At 42.6% G+C, this 18,353-nt stretch carries 16 protein-coding genes, 2 tRNA genes and 1 other RNA gene; 12 read left to right on the forward strand and 7 right to left on the reverse strand.

Features of this window, described 5'->3' with window-relative positions; translation table 11 throughout:
• Window positions 1–202: 202 nt before the first annotated feature.
• From JFC08_RS03590 to JFC08_RS13740, 8 genes are all read left to right on the forward strand, one after another.
• A complete protein-coding gene (locus JFC08_RS03590) occupies window positions 203–1,597 on the forward strand; it encodes a cytochrome c (protein ID WP_227697631.1) in 1,395 nt (464 codons plus the stop codon).
• Entirely contained in the window at window positions 1,597–2,514 is a 918-nt protein-coding gene (locus JFC08_RS03595; protein WP_198329738.1) for a c-type cytochrome, read from the forward strand. The genes JFC08_RS03590 and JFC08_RS03595 overlap by 1 nt, the downstream gene beginning before the upstream one ends.
• A 233-nt stretch (window positions 2,515–2,747) precedes the next feature.
• Window positions 2,748–5,120, forward strand: a complete 2,373-nt coding sequence (locus tag JFC08_RS03600; protein WP_198329739.1) for an FdhF/YdeP family oxidoreductase — start codon at window positions 2,748–2,750, stop codon at window positions 5,118–5,120.
• 85 nt (window positions 5,121–5,205) lie between these two features.
• On the forward strand, window positions 5,206–6,303 hold the full coding sequence (locus tag JFC08_RS03605; protein WP_198329740.1) for a formate dehydrogenase accessory sulfurtransferase FdhD: 1,098 nt from the start codon (window positions 5,206–5,208) through the stop codon (window positions 6,301–6,303).
• A 398-nt stretch (window positions 6,304–6,701) separates the two neighbouring features.
• Window positions 6,702–6,775 (forward strand) — tRNA-Cys (locus JFC08_RS03610).
• Between the two features lie 123 nt (window positions 6,776–6,898).
• Window positions 6,899–6,985, forward strand: a tRNA-Leu gene (locus tag JFC08_RS03615).
• A 163-nt stretch (window positions 6,986–7,148) separates the two neighbouring features.
• Window positions 7,149–7,595, forward strand: coding sequence for a hypothetical protein (locus JFC08_RS13735; RefSeq protein ID WP_227697632.1), 447 nt, complete (start codon window positions 7,149–7,151; stop codon window positions 7,593–7,595).
• A gap of 2 nt (window positions 7,596–7,597) precedes the next feature.
• A complete protein-coding gene (locus JFC08_RS13740; protein ID WP_227697633.1) occupies window positions 7,598–8,092 on the forward strand; it encodes a tyrosine-type recombinase/integrase in 495 nt (164 codons plus the stop codon).
• 139 nt (window positions 8,093–8,231) lie between these two features.
• Here the strand turns inward: JFC08_RS13740 and JFC08_RS03625 are convergent, their stop codons facing one another.
• From JFC08_RS03625 to JFC08_RS03635, 3 genes are all read right to left on the reverse strand, one after another.
• Window positions 8,232–8,693: a DUF805 domain-containing protein gene (locus tag JFC08_RS03625; protein ID WP_109590331.1), complete on the reverse strand. Its 462-nt coding sequence runs from the start codon at window positions 8,691–8,693 to the stop codon at window positions 8,232–8,234.
• 382 nt (window positions 8,694–9,075) lie between these two features.
• Entirely contained in the window at window positions 9,076–10,008 is a 933-nt protein-coding gene (locus tag JFC08_RS03630; protein ID WP_198329825.1) for an IS3 family transposase, read from the reverse strand.
• Window positions 9,954–10,265 (reverse strand): transposase, encoded by a 312-nt coding sequence (locus tag JFC08_RS03635; protein WP_109590335.1) that lies wholly within the window; start codon window positions 10,263–10,265, stop codon window positions 9,954–9,956. Before JFC08_RS03635 ends, JFC08_RS03630 begins: the two co-directional genes overlap by 55 nt.
• Window positions 10,266–10,441: 176 nt before the next feature.
• Between JFC08_RS03635 and JFC08_RS03640 the strand changes: the two genes are divergently transcribed.
• Window positions 10,442–10,828 (forward strand): hypothetical protein, encoded by a 387-nt coding sequence (locus JFC08_RS03640; RefSeq protein WP_146192882.1) that lies wholly within the window; start codon window positions 10,442–10,444, stop codon window positions 10,826–10,828.
• Window positions 10,829–11,042: 214 nt separating this feature from the next.
• Here JFC08_RS03640 and ssrA read toward each other — a convergent pair.
• Window positions 11,043–11,420: a transfer-messenger RNA gene (gene ssrA / locus JFC08_RS03645) on the reverse strand.
• Window positions 11,421–11,505: 85 nt separating this feature from the next.
• A complete protein-coding gene (locus JFC08_RS03650; RefSeq protein WP_198329741.1) occupies window positions 11,506–12,177 on the reverse strand; it encodes an alpha/beta hydrolase in 672 nt (223 codons plus the stop codon).
• 361 nt (window positions 12,178–12,538) lie between these two features.
• Here JFC08_RS03650 and JFC08_RS03655 point away from each other — a divergent pair, with 361 nt between their 5' ends.
• The 3 genes from JFC08_RS03655 to JFC08_RS03665 all read left to right on the forward strand — a co-directional run bounded on the left by JFC08_RS03655 (window position 12,539) and on the right by JFC08_RS03665 (window position 15,592).
• Entirely contained in the window at window positions 12,539–13,333 is a 795-nt protein-coding gene (locus JFC08_RS03655; protein ID WP_198329742.1) for a response regulator, read from the forward strand.
• 69 nt (window positions 13,334–13,402) lie between these two features.
• On the forward strand, window positions 13,403–15,229 hold the full coding sequence (gene creC / locus JFC08_RS03660; RefSeq protein WP_198329743.1) for a two-component system sensor histidine kinase CreC: 1,827 nt from the start codon (window positions 13,403–13,405) through the stop codon (window positions 15,227–15,229).
• A gap of 162 nt (window positions 15,230–15,391) precedes the next feature.
• Entirely contained in the window at window positions 15,392–15,592 is a 201-nt protein-coding gene (locus tag JFC08_RS03665) for a hypothetical protein (protein ID WP_045445106.1), read from the forward strand.
• Window positions 15,593–15,731: 139 nt separating this feature from the next.
• Here JFC08_RS03665 and aroC read toward each other — a convergent pair whose 3' ends face one another.
• Together aroC and prmB are read right to left on the reverse strand one after the other, a co-directional pair.
• Window positions 15,732–16,835: a chorismate synthase gene (gene aroC / locus JFC08_RS03670; protein ID WP_198329744.1), complete on the reverse strand. Its 1,104-nt coding sequence runs from the start codon at window positions 16,833–16,835 to the stop codon at window positions 15,732–15,734.
• A gap of 91 nt (window positions 16,836–16,926) precedes the next feature.
• Complete coding sequence (gene prmB / locus JFC08_RS03675; protein ID WP_198329745.1) at window positions 16,927–18,090, reverse strand: 50S ribosomal protein L3 N(5)-glutamine methyltransferase; 1,164 nt, start codon at window positions 18,088–18,090, stop codon at window positions 16,927–16,929.
• Window positions 18,091–18,353: the final 263 nt, after the last annotated feature.

Here is an 18,353-nt window from a genome sequence, read left to right on the forward strand (position 1 = left end):
AATTATAATGTGGTTTTCCACAATATCACAATATTACCCGCTACCCTATACTATATGACAGTCGTGTAACTTTTAATTCGCTGAGCTTAAATCACAAATATTCGATTTCAATTGTGATTTCAATAAGAATGATTAATACACCTCATTAAATATGGGTGATAAATTATAAGCTTGGTAAAAATATCTTATGGAGGGCGGGCTTATGAAAAAATGGCCACTGATTATAATAATAGCAGCCATCATCGGGCTGGTGGTTGCCTTTATTATTGGGCAATTACTGCCAAATATGCGCACCAGCAGTAGCGATATCGAGGTCAATATCACTGATCCTGCTCTCATCAAGCAGGGCGAATATATCGCGCGCACTGCTGACTGTGTCGCGTGTCATACCACGCTCGATGGCGAGACTTATGCGGGCGGTCTGCCTATGCTAACGCCACTTGGGGCAATTTATTCGACCAATATCACACCCGATCAAGAAACTGGCATCGGCCACTATAGTTTCGACGACTTTAAAAATGCCGTTAAGCATGGTGTACGCAGTGATAATAAAGCCTTATACCCTGCTATGCCGTACCCCTCTTACCAGCTCATGCCAGACGAAGACTTAGCCGCGATGTACGCTTTCTTTATGTCCGATGTCAAAGCCGTCAAACAAGCCAATCTAAAAAGCGAGCTACCTCCGATAGCAAACTGGCGCTGGCCCTTGGCATACTGGCAGGTCTTATTTGATCGCAAACGTGACTTTGTGCCTGAGACAGACGATGCCCTATTGACTCGTGGTCAATACTTAATCGAAGGTCCTGGGCACTGCGGCTCTTGTCATACTGGACGCGGTATCGGCTTTCAAGAAATCGCTCTAAGTAATGCAGATTCTAACAAGTATTTGAGCGGTGCAATCATCGATGGTTGGCGCGCCAAAAGCATCCGCGGTGAACATCGCGGACTTGGCACTTGGACGGTCGCAGAATTAAATGACTTCTTCAAAACTGGTCGTACTGATACCACTGCGGCTTTTGGTGCCATGGCCGAAGTGGTTGAGCATAGCACCCAGTATATGACCGACTACGACATCAACGCCATGTCATCCTATCTTAAAACGTTAACGCCAGCACCAAACAAAGAAGCCACACTGCCTGCGAAAAAAGACATCACTACGCAAAAATTACTAGATGGTGACTATGATTCACGCGGTTCGATTTTGTACGCCGAATATTGCCAAATTTGTCACCGTGTCGATGGTAAAGGAGTCGCGCGTATTTTCCCAGCGCTTGATGGCAATAGTGCGGTTTATTCTAACAATGCCGATTCGGTACTACAGATTACCTTAAGCGGTGGTCGTATGCCTGAAACCCCACATGACCGTATGGCATTTACCATGCCTGAATTCAGCAATCTTAGCGATGCAGATGTGGCAGAGGTGGTCAATTATGTCCGTAATAGCTGGACCAACCAAGCGCCTGAAATTACGGTTAATGATGTGGTGAAAATGCGCGCCTTCCTTGCCAAAAAACCAAAAAGTGGTACAGACGTTGCCCCAGACCTTAGTCTTGATAATGTAAATAGTCTAGATGCTGCTGTAAAAGGAGCTAAATAATGAACAATCTACCTAAAAATTTATCGACAATTACAGTATTGACTGCCGCTATGGTTGCCATTGGAATCAGTGGCTGCTCACAACCAGAGCCTACCGATCGTAACCCAGTTGAGTACAAACTGGTCACCACTGACGATGCCAATAAAGATATCGGCTCTTATGTGCTACCACAAGATACCTCTATTGCCGATGAACCGAACGCTGACCAAATCATCTATGGCAAACGCTTATTGAACGAAACCAAGCGTCTACTACCAGACAATGTTGGCGCTCAGATGAACTGTAATAGCTGCCATATCGCGCAAGGTAAAATCCCACTTGGCGACCCGTATATTAACAGTCATAACTTCTACCCTCGCGTCATGCCTAGAGCTGGTAAAGAAGTGGATTTGACCATGCGTATCAATGGCTGCTTCCAGCGCTCGATGAATGGCAAGCCCTTGAAACCCGAATCAGAAGAAATGCTCTCGATATTGGCTTACATGGAATGGTTGGCACAAAACACACCCAAAAATCAAAAAGTAAATATTGATAATGCCGGTAAAGTAGACGAATCACTGATACCTGATCCTGTTCACGGTGAAAAGATTTATCAAGCTCAATGTGCGACCTGTCACGGAGACAATGGTGAAGGCATCAAAGACAGTCGTGGCGATATCGTCTTTCCGCCGCTATGGGGTGATGAATCTTTTAATATCGGTGCTGGTATGGCACGTACTTACAAAGCAGCGGCCTTTGTAAAATACAACATGCCGATGGGTATTCAGACCAAAGGATTATGGGGTCACGGAAATGTGCTGAGCGATCAAGATGCCGTCGATGTGGCGCACTTCTTTACTCATCAGCCGCGCCCTGACTTTGCTGGCAAGGTCAATGATTGGCCAAATGGTAAAAAACCTAAAGACGCGCGTTACTGATATCTTAAGAAGATGGTATTTATGAAGACTTCAGTTAAGAGGACTTTACTTAAGCAAACATCATTCTATGCTCGCTTGTGAGTGAGCATAGACACGATAAACCTTTAAGAAAATACATTTTTCTTAAAGGTTTTTTTGTTATCTATAGTTAATGCTTCTACAAACTTCTCGCTCGTCACTATATAGTTGCTGTATATCAAAGTCCGCTACCGCCATTTACTATGAGGTCTGTCATGCGCAAAATCCCTGTCTACTCCCACCCTGCTGCCGGTTGGCCTGCGCTGATTTCCTCTACTCGTAAACTGATGGACTATCAAACTTTTTTACGGGGTAGCGTAAGTGTGCTAAAAAGCAACCAACCTAAAGGCGGATTCGACTGTCCGGGCTGCGCTTGGCCAGATCATAAGTCACATAAAGCTATTGATGTCTGTGAAAACGGCATCAAAGTCATAGCCAGTGAGACCATGACAAAAAAAGCCGATGCGCAGTTTTTTGCGCGACATAGCGTCACCGAATTACAAGGCTGGTCGGGCTATGAGCTTGAGCATAGTGGTCGTTTATCAGAGCCTGTATATTATGATGCCGCGCAAGAGCGCTACTTACCAATCTCTTGGGAAGCGGCTTATCAGTGTATCGCTGAACAGTTAGGACAGCTTGACTCACCAGATGAGGCGCTATTTTATACCTCAGGGCGTGTCACTAACGAGCCCGCCTTTATGTATCAGCTGTTTGTGCGCTGTTTTGGCACCAATAATTTACCAGATTGCTCCAATATGTGTCACGAACCAACGTCGGTAATGCTCGGTAGACAGTTGGGTATTGGCAAAGCGACTGTGAAACTGGAAGACTTTGAGCAAGCAAAGCTGATATTGATGTTTGGACAAAATCCTGCGACCAATCATCCACGCATGCTTGAAATGCTTGCCCATGCTCACGAGCAAGGCTGTCGAATCCTCTCAATCAACCCTATGCGCGAACAAGGCTTACGTAAATTTAGAAATCCGCAAAAGCCCACGCATATGGCGGCAGGTCAAAGTGATGAGATGGTCGATGAGGTCATTCAAATTCAGATCGGCGGCGATGCAGCACTCTTAACTGGTATCGCTAAGTGGCTGACTAAAAATAATAAAATCGATCAGAGCTTTATCGATGAGCATACCTCAGGATATGAGGTACTCGACGCGTGGCTTCGCCAACAATCATGGCCTGATGTGGAACGCGGGTCTGGTATCAGTAAAGAGGAAATCATTAATATTGCAAAATTGGTAGCGGCGAGTCCTGCGACCATTTGCACCTGGGGCATGGGCATCACTCAGCACGTCCAAGGCGACGACAACGTAGCGATGATTACCAACCTATTATTATTGATGGGGATGATTGGTATTGATGGCGCAGGCGCGTCTCCCGTTCGTGGTCACTCTAACGTACAGGGCGACCGTACCATGGGCATCCATGAGCGCCCTGCACAAAAGCTACTAGACAGCCTTGAGCGTGTGTTTGAACGTCCGATGCCGCAAGAAAATGGCTTTGATGTGGTCTCTGGTGCGAAAGCATTGATTGCTGGTAAGCTTAAGGTCTTTATGAGTATGGGCGGTAATTATGCCGTGGCAGCACCTGATACCAGTGCAATTCAGCAAGCTTTAACCACCACTCAGCTCAATATTTTTGTCGGTACTAAACTTAATGAAACTATGCTGTATCCGGGCGCGAATAATCTTATTTTACCTTGCTTAGGTCGTACCGAACGTATTATCACTGCCAAAGGTGAGCAATTTGCCACTATCGAAGATTCCATGTGTCAGATTGTACCCACTCGAGGCAACCTGAAACCCGTCAGCGATACGTTGAAGTCTGAAGCACAAATTGTGGCAGATATCGCCACTCATGTGCTTGGTGCTGATTCGTCCATTCCTTGGCAAGCAATGAGTGAAGACTTTGACATCGTTCGTGACTATATCGCCCAAGCGATTGACGGTTTTGAAGACTTTAATCAGCGTATTCGCGAAACCGAGCGTGGCTTTCATTTATACCATTCTGCGCGTCATCGTGTATGGAATACTGATAGTGGCAAAGCGCAATTTGAAGTACCACAATACCCTATCACCTACGTCGCAGCACAAATGGCAGAGACCTCCTTAGCCTTTCACCATGACAAAAAATCCAATGATAAGACTAATAATGCGCCAAACAATGAACAAAAAATTTGGCAATTGACCAGTGTCCGTAGCCATGACCAATTTAATACCATGATTTTCGGATTTGAAGATCGCTATCGCCAAACCAATCGCCGTGATGTGTTATTTATGCACCCAGATGAAATGACTCGTTTGGGTTGGCAAGCAGGTGACCGAGTAATGGTATCCCGTCATGCCACCTCAAATGATTCAAACAATACAGACGGTACCGTTCAGCCACGCACGCTAGGGCCGTTAATATTGACTGAGATGGATATCGCTGCTAACGCTGTCGCAACTTATTACCCTGAATGTAATGATTTATTTGATTTAGACACGCATGCACCAGACTCTCACATACCAGCGTATAAATCGACGACCGTTGTTTTGCAACGCGTTGAGGCAAATGCTGGTACGACCAATCATGCATAGCCAGCAACGGGCGGATCATTGAATAATGCATATATTTAAAAGGAACGATAACTTTGGTAATGAGCATACGATATAAAGAGGTATTATGATTGCCCAAAGTGATACTGAAACTGACGCAAAATATAGCGATAATTTTTTGGTAAATACCCTAACAAATAAAACATCAGAAACTCTAAAGTCATCTGCAACGCCGCTTGCACGTAATCATTGGGCGCAAAAGCATCATTATCCGACAGATAAGTATAACCCTAACAACATTATTGAGACCCGTGTTGCTAAGACTAATATTGCACAGACCCATATGCAGCAAATCAGTATCGATTGCCAATCAGCGAGCTTAGCAGTGGAAGCGGCGGTTGCTATCGTTATCAACGGTATTCACTATGCGGTATTAATGGCAAGCCCTCATCAGCTAGAGTATTTAGCCGTCGGATTTTTGTTTAGCGAAGGCTTAATTCAACATAGTCATGAGCTGCTTGATTGGGAAGTTACCCAACTGAATGATATTGCAGATTATCAACAATTCACGCAAGATTCATTTATAAAGGAACGATTTATAAGAGATGCTACGGATGAAAGTTTTGAATCTGCAGCATTTGAACAAAGCTTATCGTCACTGCAAGATTATGACATTTATGTGGTGGAGCTATTACTAAACCAGCGTTGTCATCAGCGTATCCAAGCGCAAAAACGTCAGCTAGCAGGGCGTACAGGTTGTGGTATGTGCGGCATCACAGGGCTAACACAAGCACTGCCTGACTTGAGCATCTATCGTCAAAACAGACAAAAGGCAGATGCACCAAATCTTGACTGTCTATTAGCAATACGCCAGCAAGTCGATGCAATGCAGCATACGCACCAATTGACCGGTGCCGTACACGCCGCTGCGACGATGTATAATCAGCAGCTATACTTATTCGAAGATGTAGGGCGCCATAATGCGCTTGATAAGCTGATCGGTTGGCAACTGCGCAATAAAGTAGAGATTAGCTGCGTCCTTATGACCTCACGCCTATCGATTGAGCTGGTACAAAAATCCATTCGTGGACGCATCCCTTGGCTAGTCGGCATGTCTGCACCTACCAGTACGGCAGTGCGTGTCGCTGAGCGTTATGGCTTAGGATTAGCAGGTTTTTTGCGTGATAACAGAGTCACTTACTATTCGAATTATTCAGACCTATAAAGTTTTATGCTCGACTCTCTCATTGAGCGCACTTATTCATAAACTCTCATTTGCAGCGCCTTAATGACAGACATATAACCCTATTTTTTCGATCATACATTATCTCCTTTTATCACAATCAAAGCTTTTCTAAAACACTATCTATTCCCTATCTCGTTTTATCAAACACACAACGAAATAATAAAGATATTATTTCGTACATTATATTCGATGGTTATGATGTTTTTTGACGAACCATCTCTGACTTTTAAGCTTGATAATGGCTTAATTTGACCTCTTCATACTTTGAATAGTCATTAATTTATGGTCAAATAAGAAGAATTAAGTAGATAATTCGCATTTAGCTAAAAAATAACTTGTAATTTAAATTATATTTGCTAATATAGGCGTCCTTGATTGGCTGGGTGGCAGAGTGGTCATGCAGCGGACTGCAACTCCGTTAACGCCGGTTCGATTCCGACCTCAGCCTCCAATTATTTAGGTTAAAATTTTATTCATATTATATTAATTTTAGCTTGCTTTATTAATATAAATGCTTATAATAGCGACCACTATCTAACAAGTAGAAAGCTTACTTTTAGATTATACAAGTTTTGCCCGGGTGGTGAAATTGGTAGACACAAGGGATTTAAAATCCCTCGCTAGTAATAGCGTGCCGGTTCAAGTCCGGCTCCGGGTACCATTACATAGTCCTATACTATCTTATAGAACATCTAAAGCCTCTGATATCAGAGGCTTTGTTGTATCTGGTGTTCTATACTGTCCAGCTCTATCTATCCCAATCTATGTATCTGATGTACACTGTGATGTACACCTGTTTTTAAATGTACATTGGGGTATTAGTCATGAAACAGCGTAAGCCAATCAGCTCCGACCGCAGCATCAGCAGCCATAAGCCTGAAGATAAGAAGTACTTCGTTGCTGTCAAAAATCATCCTAAACTATTCTTAATGGTACGTCCTACTGAGACTAAGTCATGGATGTATCGATACTACCCGCCTTCAAATCCTAAACAAAGTATTATCTCCAGTCCTGCGGCGCTTATTAAGAGTCAATTAGCTAAGTCTAGCTATGGTCATCGTCCTGCCATCACTAAGCCTAAAGATTTGGCTAAGCTACTGCGAGCTATTGAAGCCTTAGAATGTGATTTGAATACCATAAACTCCCTTAGGCTATTGGCAATGCTCTTCGTGCGTAATGGTGATTTGCGACGTATGAGATGGGACGAGCTTAATCTAGAGGCTGGCAGATGGCTGCTGAAGCCTTTAAAAGGCCAAGGTAAGGTAAGATAAATATGGTTAAGGATATGGTTGTTCCCCTACCTCGTCAAGCTGTGGCTATATTGCGTGAACAGCAAAAGATTAATGGCCATACTGACTACGTATTTTTTAGCCAGACGGCAAAAAAGCATCAGATCATATCTGACGCTACCGCTAATAAGCGTTTGAAGGATTTAGGCTATAAAGATATACATTGTGCTCATGGCTTTAGAGCGACAGCTAAGACCATACTGCAAGAGCAGCTAAAATACTCTCTTGTACTTGTTGAGATGGCTCTAGGTCATACTACTAAAGACCCTAATGGAACTGCTTACGGTCGGTTTGAGTACATCGACGATCGTAGCGACATGATGCAGAAATGGGCAAACTACTTAGATGCGCTCAGGGAAGGTCATGACACAGCTGAATTTAGAACGGATGCTCAGTCACAAGCTGACTCTACTGCCCAGCTACAAGCGTTGATTGCTGAGCTAGGAGAGGATAAAGTGCTTGAGATGCTTAAAGGGTAAGGGCGAAGCTTGCCTAAAGTTTGAATACTAATAAACATTGAAAGCTATATTATTAACTAAAAAGCCTTTTTCTCTTTAAAATAAAAAGTCATAAAAATTTAGGTGATTAACTCATAAAAATCATTAAGTAATGCTTGTACTATCTCAAGTACCAATAAGGCAGGCTTTTAGGGTCTCTACCATATTTATTAGCGCCGTCAGTTCCAGGAAATAGGAACATAAACATTAATATAATAAGGAATGGAGGGAAAACCATACCCGCTATCAAAAGCCATGCTGGTTTATTTATATCATGTAGTCGTCTAACCAAAATACTAAAACTTGATACGATACATAAGCAAAATATAACTAGCTTAATTAATGTAATAGGCGAGGTATCAGACTCGAATGCAAACTCAAGTGCACCTTCACCAGTCTTAAGTATTATAAATATATTTATAACACTAAATATATACAACCATGCATTAGTTGTTCTTGTTTTAAAATCGATAAATTGAGTGAATAGCGTTCTAAGATAAGATTGTACAATCTTAATAGCAATATCTTTTTTTCCTAGCAAAATTAGGACGATGAATGTCCCTATGAGGAGAATATTAATCATATACTTATCTTTACCTTATAAGTTATAGCTGTTATTGACGACTTAGATATTCAGAAAATAGACAGCTCAATGAGCTTATCAAGTGATCTATCGATACTGCTAAATTTTTAGAGATATTAACAATATAGCAATATTAGTTAACAAAATTATAATAAGCAACATTAAATTCGAAAATAATTTAGCTAATGTTTATTTTCATACAATGCGACAGATTCATACAATGCGATAGAGAAAGGTGTTTTTGACAACCTTGAGTAACATCAGGCATAAAAAAAAGAGAGCATCAGCTCTCTTTCTTTGATACATCATTACTAATGTCCGCTTCGAGGTCTAACTGTTCTCATTCAACCTATTGTCCACCACCTGCTTCTGTAGTGGTCAACTAATTTAGGACAACTGATAAGAGGTTTTGGTTAAAGTATCGCTTCTCTTTTTCTAGCGGTGACAAATAATTATTAAAACGATGCGGTCTCACGATCTGATAATAGCCCCAGATATAATCAGCAATGGCGGTTGATGCCTCAGCGATATTCTCATAACCACCTTTTGGCATCCATTCTGTTTTAAAGCTTCTAAAGAATCGTTCGGTTGGCGCATTATCCCAACAATTTCCGCGACGGCTCATACTTTGTATCATGCCATTACAACTGACCACGGATTCAGCGAATGTCTTACTGGTGTAATGGGTTCCCTGATCAGACTGAAACAGCACTCTAATTGGCTGTAAGCGCGTCTGATATGCCATCTGTAGTGCTTTGGTTGTCAGTATACTGTCAGGCGAATCTGACACGGCAAAGCCCACCACACGCCGAGCATATAAATCTAACACCACTGCTAAATAGCACCAGCCTCCTTTAATACGAATATAGGTGACATCGCCCGTCCAGACTTGATTGGGCGCTGATGGGCTAAAGTTTCTATTTAAGATATTGTTATGATTTTTATGCGCCTCGTCACAGTGCTTATATTTGTGCGTCTTCAATTGACAGCTTTTAAGGCTCATACTCTTCATAAGTTTACCTATCATATAACGGGTCAGCTTGATGTTATGATCATTCATGAGTATGGCGGCAATACTGCGAGCGCCTGCTGAGTGCTTCGAGTTGTTAAATATTTGGCGTATTAAGGCTTTGGTTTTGATAGTGTCAAGGCTAATTAACTTGGGCTTTACTCCGTAGTAGTAACTGCTTTTCATCACCCCAAACAGCTTGCACAGAATGCTTTTATTGACCTGTTTGTCCTGCTCTGCAAGCTTGCTTATTAGCGATAGCCGTTCAGGCTGTCCAAGGCCAGCAGAGCAGAAGCCTTTTTTAATATGTCACGCTCCATGGTCAGTCGCTTAACTTGTTTGCGTAATTCTTGTAGCTCCCGCTGTTCATCCGTTAAAGCGTTGCCGACTTTAGGCGCTTCGCCATTTATTTCTTGGCGATACTGACTTAGCCATTTCTGTAAGGTGGATTTGCCAATGCCCAGTGAGCTTGCCACATCAGGTATGGTGCGGTTGTGTTCAACGACTAAGCTGATTGCTTCAAGTTTGAATTCTCGGGCATATTGATTGCGTTTGTTGGTCATACTATTTTCCTTCTTTGGGTTAGTATAAACCTCCTATACGCTGTCCAAGTTTATTATGCCACTACAATGTTAAGTGGTCTTTAAGTAACAAAATGCTCATAGATATCTGCTCATTCTTGGATGAGTACAAAAGATTTAACCATTATGCAAAGGACGATCCATATATTCGAGATACGATGAAAATAACAGCCCCAGCAATTAAAAGACTTAAAAGCTGGCCTGGGATTCAGGGTTTAAGAAACACTGTGTTAGCTCATGGCTTCCGCGACGATAGCGATCAAGGAAAACCAACGTGTTTAGATAAGAGATACTTTGATGCAGATGTTCCAAAGAATTACGCAGAAATTATGCTTCTATCTGAATACTGTGTTTATGTGATATCTGCATTTATGTGGCGACACAAAAAAGACCATCAACTGGCAATCAGCAAGCAACCTTCCGGAGATTCCAATGTATCTAGAGGTATAGAAACCCTAGAAGATTTCAACAAAGATGTTGAAGAGCTTCAAAGACATATGTTTGATCTTGACCCTACACTGAAAAATGGACTTGGCATTGATTAAGATCAAAAAAATGAGATGGCAAACCCATCTCATTGAATATCAATAAAAAAGCGTAATATCTTGCTGCTACAGTGATTTTTTGTTATTCAGTTAATACAAAGCTTGCCTTGATAATAAAGTTGCAAACAATGACGCTCTCTTACCAGCCAATCATGTCAAAATCATGTCATAAAAAAAGCCAGCCACCTAAGTGACTGACTTTATTTAAAATATTTGGTGGAGATGGCGGGAGTTGAACCCGCGTCCGCCAGCATTACGCTCATGAATCTACATGTTTAGTTTCTGTCTTTAGTTTTAATCCGCACCGATCCGACAGTCAGGATGGATTGGACGATTCTCTACTTTTGAACCCAAGCGATTGAGACAATCACTTGTGGCGAGCCTACATGCGGACGCTTCAACTTAGTTGACCAACTGTAGGTGATCAGCAACTAAGTAAACAGGTTTAAACCATGTAAACAGGGTTTAAGCTGCTAGAGCGTAATTTTCGTCGTTTGCGACTATAACAATATATGTTTGATTAACGAGAGGACATATACTCTCGACATGCATCATTGAGTTTCATTACCAGCGTCGAAGCCAGAACATCCCCAATAAGGTCATCTATTATATAGGACTTATAGGTCGACTTTCAACATATATAATATCTATATTACATTACGTTACAGCTGCACTCTCTAAGCCAGTACTTTATCGAGCCATTTACCGATATTTTCAATCTGCGGCATGCAAACTTGATGTGCCATCGGATAAGTATGATAAACAACATTATAGCCTTTAGCGGATAATAACTGCTGCGCCTGCTCGCCCAAAATTACAGGAACAACTGGATCATGCCTACCATGCTCAATCAATATTGGCATGTCTTTATTAGCAGCGCTATAGCTAATATTATCATTAGTCGCTAGATAAGTAGAGAGTGTCATCAAACCAGCTAAACGATGCGGGTAGCCAAGTGCCACATGATATGCCACTGCACCGCCTTGCGAAAATCCTGCGATTACAATGTGTTCAGGCTTAACACCACGCTCTATCTCACGGCTGATCAAATCAAGGATTTGCTGCGCAGACTCTTCAATCTGAGCGACATCGACTTTACGCTCTAGGCTCATCTCTAAGATGTCGTACCATGCTGGCATGACCATACCACCATTCACCGTCACTGGGCGCTTTGGTGCATGCGGGAAAATAAAACGCACTGCCATATTATCCGCTAAACCGAGCTGTGGTACCACTGGCTCAAAATCATGACCACTCGCGCCCAAACCATGTAGCCAAATAACGGCTCTATCTATCTTTTTTTGCGTTGGATTATGCTCAACGATGACCGCATCTAAATAGTCACTCATATTTTTAAATTCCTTTAAATAAAAATGGTAGGTACATCAAACTTATTTTTAGTAAAACTGACATTCGCACTATATTTCAATATTTTTTATAATAATACTGATTATTTTACAGCCTTTCATCAAAACCGCTAGTCAAAAAAGTCTTCGCTAATAATGCCTATTTCCATCAACTTTTCACATCTTTTAAGGCCTGATAATAAAAGCGAGTGCTACTTTTATGCTACGATAAATTTATTAACATAGCTACTGACTCTATCTACTGTATGATGCCCTACACTCATTTTTCAATGTTCGTATCTCATTAGATATTAATAACCCCTTCATCTTAAATAGTTTTTCTTTATATAGCGATATAGAGCTTATGACCCATATTTTACTGGTAGAAGACGATCCTGCTATCGCGATGTCACTGAAAGTCACTTGCAAGCGTGAAGGCTGGCAAATCACTTGGCTCGATAATGCCAGCAGTGTATTACCAATGCTGCGCAATTTACATAAAAGTGCTGAAGCGCAAGATCTATCGGCGATTATTTTGGATGTTGGGCTGCCAGATGGCGATGGTCTCAGTCTCTGTCAACAAATACGCCACACCCCTGATATTGCTGGCTTAAAAGACATTCCTATCATCTTCTTGACGGCTCGTAGCGATGAGGTCGATCGTATTTTGGGTTTAGAGATGGGCGGCGATGACTATTGTGCCAAGCCATTTAGCCCGCGCGAGTTGGTCGCCCGTCTAAAAGCCATTTGGCGACGTGAGCAATTATTGTCTCAGTCCTCCACCTCCCATACAACAGAAGCCAGCGATACAGTCAACCCTGCCTATCCAAATAATATGTCAGGGCAAGCGTTAACCTTTGAATGTCAATCTGGCATCTGGCATTACCAACTACTCAATTACTCCTTGATATGGCAAGAGAAAAAGCTTGAGCTGAGTAACACAGAACGCAAAATCTTATTAACTCTGTTAAAAGCGCCCAATCAAGTCTTTAGCCGTGAGCAACTGCTCGGCGCTGTGAGCGACTATCCCGATCATCGCTTGGCGAGAACCATAGACAGTCATATCAAGTCCATTCGTAAGCAGCTGGCGACTGTCGATGCCAGCATCGATGTTATCCATACCCATCGCGGCTTGGGTTACGCCTTGTGTCCCGCCTAGCTGCACTGCCTATAGCCATATTTTGATTAAAACCGATATTCTATAACGTCAAATAATATACCTGAAAATATGAATCATAAAACCAACGATAGTGCTAATAGCCATCCTAATACTCATATTAATAAGGCTGATAACAGCACACATGCCAGCCAAAGTAATTGGTATGCAAAACTGCATCCTATCGGCACCGCGCAGCAAACGACTAAACCAAAACGACTGCTGAATTTAAGTATATTTTTTAGGATTTGGCTCGCGTTGGCGTTAGTGCTGATTATCTGCGGTGTGGTCGTATTTACTCAGCTGTTTGGTTATGTCAAACCGACGGCGCAGCAAGTCATCGAAGATACGTTGTTAGATACCAGCAAATTGCTAGCGGCAAGTTTGCAGATGCCGTTATCTTCAGGACAATTATACGATGAGCAGTATCAAACGAAACTCGATGCGGCATTTATCGGCACGCCCACGATAAGTAAAACAACAGATCCAGAATATAAAAATAAAAGCCCTAGCAGCTTTCGGATATATGTCACCGATGATAAAGGGATTGTCATATACGACTCACTACCCGAACCTGACAATGATGAAGGACAAGATTACAGCCGCTGGAATGATGTCTATCTAACGTTAAATGGTCAGTATGGCGCGAGAAGTACAACGCTAGATCATAATCAGCGCGACGGTACGGTCATGTATGTGGCACAGCCGATAAAGGATGAAACTGGCAACTTGATTGGTATCATCAGCGTTGGCAAACCTGTCGCTAGCGTGTTGCCTTATTTGGACGATACGCGCAATCGCATGCTTATCACAGCACTGCTCATGAGTATTGCTGCCCTTATATTAGCAGGACTGGTCGCATGGTGGCTCAAGCAAAGTATCAGCCTTGTGACCCAATATACCAGTGCACTGGCAGAAGACACCAAAAAACCCTATTTTTACTTAGGTCATGAACTTAATAGCCTAACAGATACCATTGAGTCTATGAAACATCGATTGGAAAATCGCGCCTATGTCACCGACTATGTTCATACCCTGACCCATGAGCTCAAAAGTCCGTTAACCGCCATTCGTGCCAGTAGTGAGTTGCTAGAAGACGACGGGCTCGATAAAGAAGATCAACAGATGCTCATCCAGTCCATTGGTGAACAAAGCATCAAAATGCAACAATTGATTGATCGGCTGCTATTACTTGCTAAGGTTGAGCAACCGAGCTTTAAGCTGAATCGCCAGCTGACCCCTCTACTACCGTTGTTGCAAACCCTTGCAAAAGACAATAGCGCTAAATTGCAACAGCAGCACCTAGCGCCTATCGACATCTATCTTAATAATAAACGGGTGACTGAAACAGCGACTTTATCGCCAGATGCCTTGGCAAATACTAGCGTTTTCGCTGATCAGTTTTGGTTGGTACAAGTGCTGCAAAATGTATTGGACAATGCCATTCATTTTGCCGATAGCACAGTCGTTATTTATCTGCACAGCATCGCGCGACATGGTTCAGCGCAAACTGTGACTATTGATATCTTTAATAATGGTAAATTGCTCCCTGAGTATGCCGTTGATAAAGCGTTTGACCGTTATTTTAGCTTATCGCATCAGAGTCAAGCTGCTGAAAAAACCTCAGAGCATCTATCAGACTTTTCAGCAGAGAGTCACTCAACATCCGATACTACGCAAACACCGCCTAGCATGGCTAGCAATACCTTAAAAAAAGGCACTGGCCTTGGTCTAACCCTTGTGAAACAAGTTATTGAGCATCATGGCGGTCATGTGGCCATTACTAATATTCAAGCAAATAGCGATGACAGTAGTCACAATAGTAATGAAAAAAACGCTGCTATTAAGCGATATTCAGGCGTGATGGTTAGTATTACCTTGCCTTTGACTAAAGAATAGAGGCTTAGATAAAATAGACAGTTACTCAAATTCATTAAATTATTTTCGATTAGCAATAATGCCAGTTCATGGATTTTCCATCATTCCTACACAGGTTTTCTATCTGCTTGTTTTACGATAGCGTTATTCAAATTCGTAATCCATATTAAGGATAGAAAGACCATGAAAGAAGCTATTGAACAAAACCAAATTATAAAAAACTGTTTAGGTGGTAGTCGCCATTTTTGCCTACAAGCGCTGTCAGGTGAAGGGATTGATAGTATCGCTTTTGGGCATTGGTTAGCCATTCCCAGTCAACAACTGCTATTGGTATTTCGCCACCAGCAATGTGTGGCTATTGACCACTATCAAATAGCGGCTTAAAAATTCATTCAATTTAATGATTAAATCTTATTAACTGAATTGCTGGCTTGTTAATTATTTATAAAAAATCAGTCAAAAAAAACCCTCTATTATTTCTAACAAGAAATGATAGAGGGTTTATAATTTTACGGTAAACAATCTAAGTAATAGATGCTACTGGCAGCTTAACATCCGCATTTTGACCGCGATGGCGCAAATAATGATCGAGCAAAACGATAGCCAGCATGGCTTCTGCGATAGGTGTGGCACGTACCCCTACACAAGGATCATGACGACCTTTAGTTAGCATATCAACCGACTCGCCTTGTGTATTGATACTCTTGCCAGCCGTCGTAATACTAGAGGTTGGCTTAAGCGCGATACTGACACGGATGTCTTGCCCTGAAGAGATACCGCCCAAAATACCACCAGCATGATTTGCAGTAAAACCGTCTGGCGTCAGCTCATCACGAGAGCTATGACCGAACTGTCCTGCCACGGCCATGCCGTCGCCGACCTCAACGCCTTTTACGGCATTGATGCTCATCATCGCATGGGCAATATCTGCATCCAAACGATCAAATACTGGCTCGCCAAGTCCGACTGGCACACCGCTAGCGATAATCTCAAGACGGGCACCGCAGCTAGTGCCTTCACGGCGTAAACTGTCTATCAAGGTCTCAAAACGACTGACAGCATCGGCATCGGCGCAAAAAAACGGATTGCTGTTCACAAAGTCCCAATCAATTTGGCTTGGGTTTAGGACATTACTGTACTCATTGCCAATTTGGGTGACGTGACCACGGACTTGCACACCTAAGCGCTCTTGTAGATATTTCTTAGCGATAGCACCTGCCGCCACGCGCATCGCAGTCTCGCGCGCTGAGGAACGCCCGCCGCCACGATAATCACGAAAGCCATATTTCATGCTATAGGTATAGTCGGCATGACCGGGGCGAAACGTGTCTTTAATCTCGCCATAGTCTTTGGATTTTTGATTGGTATTACGAATCAGCAGGCCAATAGACGTACCAGTCGTCTTACCCTCAAACACACCAGAGATAATCTCAACTTCATCGGACTCGCGGCGCTGGGTAGAGTATTTAGACGTGCCCGGTTTGCGGCGATCTAAATCGATTTGCAAATCATCTGCAGATAAGGCCAAACCCGGTGGCACGCCATCGACGATTGCCATAAGACCTGCACCATGCGACTCGCCGCACGTGGTGACTGTAAAAACCTGTCCAACGCTATTGCCTGCCATATTTATCCTTAAACAAATGAAGTAGATTTTTAAGTATCACGTAAATCTCGATGGTTTTATTACTCAACAGTTCTAGTACTCGATAGCTCTATTAAATGCTATCTAACAGTTGTACATAAGCAGCAAACAGCTCACGATGTGCCATGAGCTCATCATAGGTAATCGCAAAGACACCGTGACCACCGTGGGCAAATTTCAACCAATCAAACTGGATTTCAGGATAGGCTTGCTTTAATGCCCATTCGCTATCGCCCACTTCGCAGACAAGCAAGCCTTCAGGGCTCAGATAATCTGGCGCTTCAAACAAAATACGATGCACCAAATCCAGCCCATCTTGACCCGCGGCTAGCGCATGCTCTGGCTCATATAAAAATTCAGGTGGCAGCTCTGCCATGATAGCCGCATCAACATACGGCGGATTGGTGACGATCAACTCATACTGGTGTTCAGCAGGAATCTTAGCAAACAGATCGGACTCAATCACATTAACCTGATGCCCAAGATCATGATGATCGACGTTAACCATGGCTACTTCAAGCGCACTTTTATCGATATCAACAGCATCAACCAGCGCATCAACAAAACGCGTCGCAAGTGAAATAGCAATACAACCAGAGCCAGTGCATAAATCTAAAATACGCTCAGGCTGCGACAGCTGCTTGACCTCTAAACCGTGATCATAAAATGCAGCAGCCTGCTCGTTGACGCTCTTACCAAGTGGTTTGGCAAGCTCATTGACATCAAAATATGGATGGAACTGCTGACGAATCAATTCTGCGATAGGCGATCTTGGAATTAGCACCCGCTCATCGACATAAAAAGGCAAATCACAGAAGTAGGATAAATTAATCAAATAACTTAATGGTTTACGCTCAGCGATACGCTCTTCTAATAAACTCAGTACCAACTGCTTCTCTGAGGTAGTCAAGCGACAATCGAGAATCTGCTCATTGGCTGACCAGTCTAAAGCCAGAGAATGCAAAACAATGGCGGATGCTTCAGCAAACTCATCGGTGGTGCCTTGTGCAACGACCACATCATAATTACGAAGCTGGGTAACCGAAAAGCGAATAAAATCACGAATACTGACCAATTGCTCGCGGGCCTCTTCTAATTCTGCAGGCAAATTGGCAAATTGATCGTCTTCACCCAGAATCCCACTCTCTAAATCAAACACCATTTCACTCTCTAGACCATCGTCATTGAAGTATTGATTTTGAAACTCTTCTGCGCTCATTGTTTGGTCTTCTGACATATCGCACCTTGCTGATTACATGTTCACTGACTACATGCGGATGGGTTAAAACGCCTTTTATTAAAAGCCGATCTATTAAATAAAAATTTATTCACCATTATAGACATAAACGCTAAGTTGCGCCAATTTTTGCAGTTTTATATTCATAAAAATGGCTCTAAAAACAATGTGAATAATGAGGATTGTAAGTAAGAATAGCGCATCATCTTATGCATACCCTCGCTCAGTTATTGCCCAACTGTAGTGAATACGTCAACGGTTGA

It is taken from the genome of Psychrobacter cibarius, from assembly GCF_016107535.1.
Taxonomy (GTDB): Bacteria; Pseudomonadota; Gammaproteobacteria; order Pseudomonadales; family Moraxellaceae; genus Psychrobacter; species Psychrobacter cibarius.

Excerpts from the sequence above, each read along its gene's own strand:
- JFC08_RS03600 (WP_198329739.1), top strand. The coding sequence starts at position 2,748 with ATGCGCAAAATCCCTGTCTACTCCCACCCTGCTGCCGGTTGGCCTGCG.
- JFC08_RS03650 (WP_198329741.1), bottom strand. The coding sequence starts at position 12,177 with ATGAGTGACTATTTAGATGCGGTCATCGTTGAGCATAATCCAACGCAA.
- creC (WP_198329743.1), top strand. The coding sequence starts at position 13,403 with ATGAATCATAAAACCAACGATAGTGCTAATAGCCATCCTAATACTCAT.
- JFC08_RS03605 (WP_198329740.1), top strand. The coding sequence starts at position 5,206 with ATGATTGCCCAAAGTGATACTGAAACTGACGCAAAATATAGCGATAAT.
- aroC (WP_198329744.1), bottom strand. The coding sequence starts at position 16,835 with ATGGCAGGCAATAGCGTTGGACAGGTTTTTACAGTCACCACGTGCGGC.
- prmB (WP_198329745.1), bottom strand. The coding sequence starts at position 18,090 with ATGTCAGAAGACCAAACAATGAGCGCAGAAGAGTTTCAAAATCAATAC.
- JFC08_RS13735 (WP_227697632.1), top strand. The coding sequence starts at position 7,149 with ATGAAACAGCGTAAGCCAATCAGCTCCGACCGCAGCATCAGCAGCCAT.
- JFC08_RS03595 (WP_198329738.1), top strand. The coding sequence starts at position 1,597 with ATGAACAATCTACCTAAAAATTTATCGACAATTACAGTATTGACTGCC.
- JFC08_RS03635 (WP_109590335.1), bottom strand. The coding sequence starts at position 10,265 with ATGACCAACAAACGCAATCAATATGCCCGAGAATTCAAACTTGAAGCA.
- JFC08_RS03665 (WP_045445106.1), top strand. The coding sequence starts at position 15,392 with ATGAAAGAAGCTATTGAACAAAACCAAATTATAAAAAACTGTTTAGGT.
- JFC08_RS03640 (WP_146192882.1), top strand. The coding sequence starts at position 10,442 with ATGAAAATAACAGCCCCAGCAATTAAAAGACTTAAAAGCTGGCCTGGG.
- JFC08_RS03655 (WP_198329742.1), top strand. The coding sequence starts at position 12,539 with ATGACCCATATTTTACTGGTAGAAGACGATCCTGCTATCGCGATGTCA.
- JFC08_RS03590 (WP_227697631.1), top strand. The coding sequence starts at position 203 with ATGAAAAAATGGCCACTGATTATAATAATAGCAGCCATCATCGGGCTG.
- JFC08_RS03625 (WP_109590331.1), bottom strand. The coding sequence starts at position 8,693 with ATGATTAATATTCTCCTCATAGGGACATTCATCGTCCTAATTTTGCTA.
- JFC08_RS13740 (WP_227697633.1), top strand. The coding sequence starts at position 7,598 with ATGGTTAAGGATATGGTTGTTCCCCTACCTCGTCAAGCTGTGGCTATA.